This window comes from Streptomyces sp. NPDC033229, assembly GCF_055576875.1.
Genome location: NZ_JBVIQR010000051.1, coordinates 25844 through 32372, shown reverse-complemented (window position 1 = coordinate 32372; position 6529 = coordinate 25844). Strand labels below are relative to the sequence as shown.

6 protein-coding genes and 2 pseudogenes are annotated in these 6529 nt (G+C 63.1%); 2 read left to right on the top strand and 6 right to left on the bottom strand.

Annotated elements, in window-relative coordinates; translation table 11 throughout:
- Window positions 1-374 (bottom strand): annotated as a pseudogene (locus ACZ53N_RS31260) (transcriptional regulator); the annotation flags it as partial.
- 143 nt (window positions 375-517) lie between these two features.
- Here ACZ53N_RS31260 and ACZ53N_RS31255 point away from each other — a divergent pair.
- Window positions 518-1240, top strand: a pseudogene (locus tag ACZ53N_RS31255) (IS256 family transposase); the annotation flags it as partial.
- Here ACZ53N_RS31255 and ACZ53N_RS31250 read toward each other — a convergent pair.
- Together ACZ53N_RS31250 and ACZ53N_RS31245 are read right to left on the bottom strand one after the other, a co-directional pair.
- Window positions 1128-1643, bottom strand: a complete 516-nt coding sequence (locus ACZ53N_RS31250) for a tetratricopeptide repeat protein (RefSeq protein ID WP_469144182.1) — start codon at window positions 1641-1643, stop codon at window positions 1128-1130. The pseudogene ACZ53N_RS31255 and the gene ACZ53N_RS31250 sit on opposite strands and share 113 nt — an antisense overlap.
- A 124-nt stretch (window positions 1644-1767) precedes the next feature.
- Window positions 1768-2730: a nicotianamine synthase family protein gene (locus ACZ53N_RS31245; RefSeq protein WP_469144181.1), complete on the bottom strand. Its 963-nt coding sequence runs from the start codon at window positions 2728-2730 to the stop codon at window positions 1768-1770.
- Between the two features lie 85 nt (window positions 2731-2815).
- Here ACZ53N_RS31245 and ACZ53N_RS31240 point away from each other — a divergent pair, with 85 nt between their 5' ends.
- Complete coding sequence (locus ACZ53N_RS31240) at window positions 2816-3037, top strand: hypothetical protein (protein ID WP_469144180.1); 222 nt, start codon at window positions 2816-2818, stop codon at window positions 3035-3037.
- Between the two features lie 143 nt (window positions 3038-3180).
- Here ACZ53N_RS31240 and ACZ53N_RS31235 read toward each other — a convergent pair whose 3' ends face one another.
- The 3 genes from ACZ53N_RS31235 to ACZ53N_RS31225 all read right to left on the bottom strand — a co-directional run bounded on the left by ACZ53N_RS31235 (window position 3181) and on the right by ACZ53N_RS31225 (window position 6517).
- Window positions 3181-4404, bottom strand: a complete 1224-nt coding sequence (locus ACZ53N_RS31235) for a cytochrome P450 family protein (protein ID WP_469144179.1) — start codon at window positions 4402-4404, stop codon at window positions 3181-3183.
- Between the two features lie 440 nt (window positions 4405-4844).
- A complete protein-coding gene (locus tag ACZ53N_RS31230; protein ID WP_469144178.1) occupies window positions 4845-5888 on the bottom strand; it encodes an NAD(P)-dependent alcohol dehydrogenase in 1044 nt (347 codons plus the stop codon).
- A 173-nt stretch (window positions 5889-6061) separates the two neighbouring features.
- Complete coding sequence (locus tag ACZ53N_RS31225; protein WP_469144177.1) at window positions 6062-6517, bottom strand: hypothetical protein; 456 nt, start codon at window positions 6515-6517, stop codon at window positions 6062-6064.
- Between the last annotated feature and the right edge of the window lie 12 nt (window positions 6518-6529).

The window sequence follows — 6529 nt, the reverse complement described above, 5'->3', positions numbered from 1 at the left end:
CCGGGCTCGTCACGGTTGCCGATCGGGTTCGGCAGGACCGCCTCGTGCTCCCACACGGGCGGGGTGATCAGGTGGACCCCGGCGCGGCGGCGGTCGTGGGCGAGGCCGGCGGAGTGCTCCAGCTGGCCAAGCGGAAGGTGGGTCTTGAGGGCGGACAGGTAGGCACCGTTGATGTCGAGCGCCGTCACCTCATGCCGGCCTGGCGGCAGGTCCGCGCGGGTCCACTTCGGGCGGGCCTCCCAGACCTGGTCCGCGCCCCGGGACGTCTGCTTCTTGAGAATGTCGGGGATCCAGGGGTGAGCGACGATGTCATAACGGGCACCTTTGCGGGTCTCGTCCAACAACTGCATCGCGTCCGGGATCGCCCGCTTCAGTCTACTGGACAGACCCGGCTAGGTGGGTTCCTTCTCGAAGGAGTCCTCTGATGGGTACGACGACGGGTCACACGATCGGGATGGCTGGCGGTGTGTCGCTTGCCAGCGACGGTGGGACTGCTGAGGGTGCTGGTGTGAAGGCGATGCCGGTATCCGAGAACGGTCTCTCGGTCGAGCTGCTGGAAGAACTGGCTGCTCTCGCGGCGGAGAGGACCGCTGCCGGCGGTCTTCGGCTGATGGACGAGGGCGGCATTCTTCCCGAGCTCGCTCAGCATCTGATGCAGGCCGCGCTCGAGGCGGAGATGGACCTGCACCTGGCTGATGAATCGGTGCGGGCCGGCGGCCGGGGATCGCGTTCGGGCGGCAATATGCGCAACGGCTACCGGGCGAAGAAGGTGATGACCGAGGTCGGTCCGGTGGTGGTGAACGTGCCGCGTGACCGGCTCGGGACGTTCCGCCCCGGACTGCTGCCGAAATACGCCCGCCGGACCGGAGCCCTCGACGAAATGGGCCTTTCTCTGACCGGGAAGGGGCTCACGTCCGGGGAGATCGTCGCCCATCTTGCCGAGGTCTACGGGATGGTCACGTCGAAGGAAACGGTCTCCACGATCACGGACAAGGCACTGGAATCGATGGCGGAATGGCGTACTCGTCCGCTCGATTCGGTGTATCCGGTGGTCTTCATCGACGCGATCCACGTGCGGATCAGGGACGGTCAGGTCGCCAACCGGCCCGTCTACGTCGCGATCGCGGTCACCGCGGACGGCTACGGGGAAATCCTCGGACTGTGGACCGGCCAGGGCGGCGAGGGCGCCAAGTACTGGCAGACCGTGCTGACCGAGATCCGCAACCGCGGCGTGAAGGACGTGCGGCTCCAGCAGCTCGGTATACGCGGTGACGGCGCCGGTCGCGTCCCCCGCCTCCCCAAGACAATGGGCAAGATTGCTTCGAGCAATCAGCGTGCGCGGGTGGTTCCGGGCCCAGCACCCGCAGCTCATCGGCCAGCAAATCCTCAAACGCAGCGGCGGCGCCGACGGGATCCCCGCCACTCCTCATCCACCGTGCGATCTCATGCCGAGTGGTCAGGACGCCCGGATGGTCTGGTCCGAGTAGGCGCGTGTTGTGGTCCAGCAGCTCTTTGAGCGCTGTGGCAGCACCAGTGGTGTCTCCGGCTTCCCCCCGCCAGTAGGCGAGGTTGTGGCGCGTGGCCAGGGTGTCGGGATGGTCCGGGCCGGCGCTGGTCCGCACGCGCGAACGGCTCGAACACATCCTCCGCGAAATCCTCCAGATCAGACCGGACCTCAGCCAGCTCCTCAGGCGTCACAGTCGATCAACGGATCAGCCGATCATCAGGACACGCCACTGCAGAATGAACCTGACCAGGTCCTACTAGCTAGTAGCCGGGTTTTTCGGCAATAATTACTGAATTGATCACCTCTGTGTAGGGGCGGAAGGCAGCGAGAGGACGGAATCCGCTCAGGCTGGAAACGGGAAGTGGCGGGTAGAGCAATGAGCGAAGACCATGTGCGCTGCGGGCGAGAAGCAGAGAGCCGGGAGCCATGTGCTCGTACAAGCGCTTCAGAATCTGGCGCTTTTCGCGCAGTCGTACACCAACAAGGGCGGCGAGGCATACCAGGTCATAGCTGCTCAGGTCGCCGCATGCCAGTACGTCACCGCAGATGAAGCTGGCACGGTCTATGTTGAGGACATCGGCGAGCCGCTGGGCTTGAGCCACCGCACAGGGGTCGACATCAATGCCATCGGCATGGTCGAGCTGGTAGTGACTGACGAATAGCAAAGAAGTAAGCGGGAAAGGCCCGGAGCCGACGAACAGCGCACGGACCGGTGCGCGGACAGGCAAGGCAGCAAGGGCGTTGAATTCAAACCGTGTCAGCTGCTCATAATTCCTATAGTATGGAAACTGGTGCAACGCCTCGCGCGGCGATGAGCTGACGGTGACTCGCTTCGCCCAAAGTCGTTCGAGCTCAGCCTCCCCGTTGGAACAAAGCTCTCTTAGATGAGGTGTTATCTGCCTGATTCGCGGGTCCGAAAGAGTCCGGCGCGCGACTGCATCGGAAACCGGCTGTATGGCCAGAGCCACAAGACGACCGAAAACGGCATCCGTCTCAGGGGAGGGACACATGTCCGGGAAGTCACGCAGTGACCGGTATATCTCGCACACCCGGTCAGCGATGGACCGGGAATCCGGATCCGGTGCAAGTCTAGAGCTCGATTGACCTGGATCATCCTTGGACCAGCGTGGGAGATTAGTGGCTCCTGAAGCTGGGATCACATCACGCTCAGAGTCGCGTTTTTCTGGTACCGTCAAACTCTCTTTGTCTGGTGGATGCTGCATAACTCCTCCCAAGTTTTGAGTAATTGATCAATATCCGGTATATGGGTCGTGATGACTGCACAGCAGGTCGTGTGACCTGGTCGTGATGGGTTCGTTGGACCATCCGTGGATTCTGTCGAAGCGCCGCTCGTCGTACGACGATCTCGTGCGCCTGGTGGCCGAGCAGGCCCAGATGATCGAGCGGCTGGAAGAACGGGGCGCGGAAATCATCAAGTTGAAACGCCCCTTGGCGATGGACTTGCCGAAGCCTCCTTCGGCTAGCTATGTCAATCAACAAGGCAATCGCCCCATTATGCAGACTGCCTGAACTGGCATCGACATCACCACGTGACGATCTCCGACCTCCACCAACTCCAGCCCAAGCAACTCGTGCAGCGGTGTCGCACCGCGCAAAGGCGCCAACGCCATCCGTCGCTCGCCCATAGGATTCGGACTCAGAAGTTCAGAAGACTAGCGTGCCGTGAAGGTGACCGGCAGATACTGCGGACCGTGCATGAGGAAACTCTGTCGCCAGGTGAGGTTTTCCTCAGAGGTGACCAAGGCGAGTTGGTCGAACCTACGGAGCAGCGCGCTAATCGTGATCTGTCCTACCAGGCGGGCCAGCCGGGAGCCCAGGCAGTAGTGGAAGGAATGGCCGGAGGACAGGTGAGCTGCTGCGTCCGGCCGAAGGATGCTCAGGGTGTTGGGATCGGGAAATCGCAGGGGGTCCCGGTTGGCGGCCGCGATGCAGACCATCACGTGGTCGCCGCGGTGAATGTGCTGTCCGCCGAGATGGATGTCTTGGGTGGGGAAGCGGTTCGGGGACATCACGAGGGGAGGGGCGTAACGCAGCAGCTCGTCGAGGGCCGCTGGGATGAGCGCGGCATCGGCGTACAACTCTTCGAGGACGGCCGGATGGCGGAGCAGCTCGAGCACACCGTTGGCGATCATCTGGCTTATCATGTCGAAGGCTGTGGTCATCACGAAAACCATCGCGCGCACCTCCGCACCCGTGAAACCATCCTGTCCTTCCCGGGCGGCAATGAGTTGTGAGACCAGGTCGTTGCCCGGCGTCTTCTGACGAGCGGCGACCAGCTGCCGAATGTGACCGTCGAACCATGCGACGGAGGCGCGCACCTCTTCCGGACTGGATGCGACGCTGACCCCGATGAGGACGTTGATGTGATGCTGAATGAGGGGTCCGTCCTCATCGGGCAGTCCAAACAGCATGCAGCTCACCCGCTGCGGCATTGGCAGGGCGAGCGCCTGCATGAGATCCGCTTTCCCGGCCGAAGCGACGGCATCCAGCAGCTCGTCGACTGCTTGCTCTATCCCGGGCCGCATCCTTTCAGGCACCTGAGGTGTGAAGGCCTGCGCGGTCAGTCGGCGTAACCGAGTGAGTTCCGGTGGGCTGCTCCGAAAGATGTTGTCAGTGATTTCGAACGGATTGTTCAGGAATCCTAGGTACTGGTGTAACTCCGGAGCGGCGTCCTGAATCGATCGGCCCATCCGGGCATCGGAGAAAACCTGCCGCGCCTCCTCATAGCCGAGCACGAGCCACACGGGCATTCCGTCCGGCAGCACCACCCGGCACACCGGGCCGTACTTCTGCCGGAGTGCTTCAAGACGCGGATACGGATCGGCGAACTGCTCGGGGCCGAGGAGATATTGAACGGCATGCGCGAAACCTGACACGTTTTCCCACTTAACTTGGAGGAGACTGCAGATACTTAGGCGATGCGAGGTTCAAAAGCTGGTCGATCGGGCTCTTGCGATCAGGTCGCGTCGCAGGATCTTGCCCACTGAGTCACGGAGCATGGAGCTCACAGCCTGAGTGCCTCTGACCCTTCGATGCGGGGACGCTTATTGGCTCACACGGTCCATCAACTCACCCAGCGGGACGTTCCTGTCCAGGACAACGAATGCCGTGGGAACTTCGCTATGGGTGGGTTTGGGGATGCCACCGGCGACTGAGGTCGGCGACGGCCGAACGGGAGGAGAGGACAGACTCAAGTTCGGTCGGAGACACGTGATGTCCGTTGTATTCGATGAGTTCCTTGAGCCAACAACGCCGACTCGGGGAAACGGAACGACGGCAAACGTCGTCACCGCGCTCTGGAGCCGACCGCACAAGGTCAGATGGTCGCGGTGTCGATCACGAAGCGGTAGCGGACGTCGCTCGACAGCACCCGCTCGTACGCCTCGTTGATCTTTGCAGCGCTGATCACCTCGATTTCTGCGCCCAGCCCGTGCTCGGCGCAGAAGTCCAGCATCTCCTGGGTCTCGGCGATGCCGCCGATGCCGGAGCTACTCATGCTGCACCGGTTGCCGAACAGCGACTGGAGGACGATCTGCACCGGCTCCTCCGGCCGGCCCACATTGACCATGCTGCCGTCGGTGCGCAGCAGGGGCAGGTAGGCGGCGAAGTCCAGCGGGGCCGAGACGGTGTTGAGGATCAGGTCGAAGGTGCCCGCAAGCTCCTCAAAGGCCTGCGGGTTGCTGGTGGCATAGTAGTGGTCGGCGCCCAGCTTCAGGCTGTCGTCCTTCTTGCGGAGGGTCTGGGAGAGGACGGTGACCTCGGCGCCGAGCGCCGCCGCGATCTTCACGCCCATGTGGCCGAGGCCACCGAGGCCGACGACAGCGACCTTCTTGCCCGGACCGGCGTTCCAGTGCCTGAGCGGCGAGTACGTGGTGATGCCGGCGCAGAGCAGCGGGGCGGCCACGTCCAGGGACAGACCGTTGGGGATGCGGACGACGTAGTTCTCGTCCACGACGATCTTCTGCGCGTAGCCGCCGTAGGTGGGCTGCCCGTCCTTGCCGATGTCGTTATAGGTCCAGGTCGGGCCGCCGTTCAGGCAGTACTGCTCCAGACCCGCCTTGCAGTTGTCGCATTCACGGCAGGTGTCGACCATGCAGCCGACGCCCACCCGGTCGCCGACGGCGAACCGCGTCACACCCGTGCCGACCTCTGCGACGACGCCCGCAATCTCATGGCCGGGGACCATCGGGAAGATACCAGGGCGCCAGCCGTCCGCTGCCTGGTGGATGTCGGAGCGGCAGATACCGGCGAACTTGATGTCGATCAGCACGTCGAACTCGCCGACCGCGCGCCGCTCGATGGTCGTCCGCTCCAGCGGGGCCTTCGGAGCGGGCGCTGCGTAAGCAGCAACGGTGGTCATGCCGATGTTCTCCTAGCGGGGATCCTCGTGCCCGGCGGTGTCGTCATTTCTGATGCGATGATAGGAGGGGGAAGCCCCACATCGCATCAGAAATGACGACACCCTCTCATCCAGTTCCTGTCGTCATGACCCAATTTCGCCGTGCCGTGTCCATGACCTACTGGCGGACGTTCTTAGGGCACCGTCAGGACGACCACGTCCGCGCCGGAGGAGGAGGATACGCCTCCCCCGGTCAAGCACGCGGTGGCGTTCCCTGCGAGCCGAACACCCAGAAGATGGACGACCGCTCCCTGGAAGTACCCGCTGGTGACAGTTCCTGTGGCGCCACCGACGCCGTGGCCCTCCACCCGTTCCTCGGTCAAAGAGGTGATGCTGAATTCGCTGGTGGTGCCGTCCGACCAGGTGAGAGTTCCCTCCCCCCGAACGAGGGCGACAGATCCCGTGCAGCTCATCGTGACAGTTATCTCCGCATGGGCGGACATCAGGAGCACGAGAGGGGGAATGGCTGTCGGGCTACCAAGCGCGAAAACGATGCTGAGGCTTGTGGTGATCGTCTGTGCGTTCTTGGTGATGGCGGGGCTGTAGTTTGACCTGCCTGTTCCCAGGCTGGCAAGGACATGGGTCGACATTTGATTGCCCTC

Excerpts from the sequence above, each read along its gene's own strand:
- ACZ53N_RS31250 (WP_469144182.1), bottom strand. The coding sequence starts at position 1,643 with ATGTGTTCGAGCCGTTCGCGCGTGCGGACCAGCGCCGGCCCGGACCAT.
- ACZ53N_RS31245 (WP_469144181.1), bottom strand. The coding sequence starts at position 2,730 with ATGCAGCATCCACCAGACAAAGAGAGTTTGACGGTACCAGAAAAACGC.
- ACZ53N_RS31240 (WP_469144180.1), top strand. The coding sequence starts at position 2,816 with ATGGGTTCGTTGGACCATCCGTGGATTCTGTCGAAGCGCCGCTCGTCG.
- ACZ53N_RS31230 (WP_469144178.1), bottom strand. The coding sequence starts at position 5,888 with ATGACCACCGTTGCTGCTTACGCAGCGCCCGCTCCGAAGGCCCCGCTG.
- ACZ53N_RS31225 (WP_469144177.1), bottom strand. The coding sequence starts at position 6,517 with ATGTCGACCCATGTCCTTGCCAGCCTGGGAACAGGCAGGTCAAACTAC.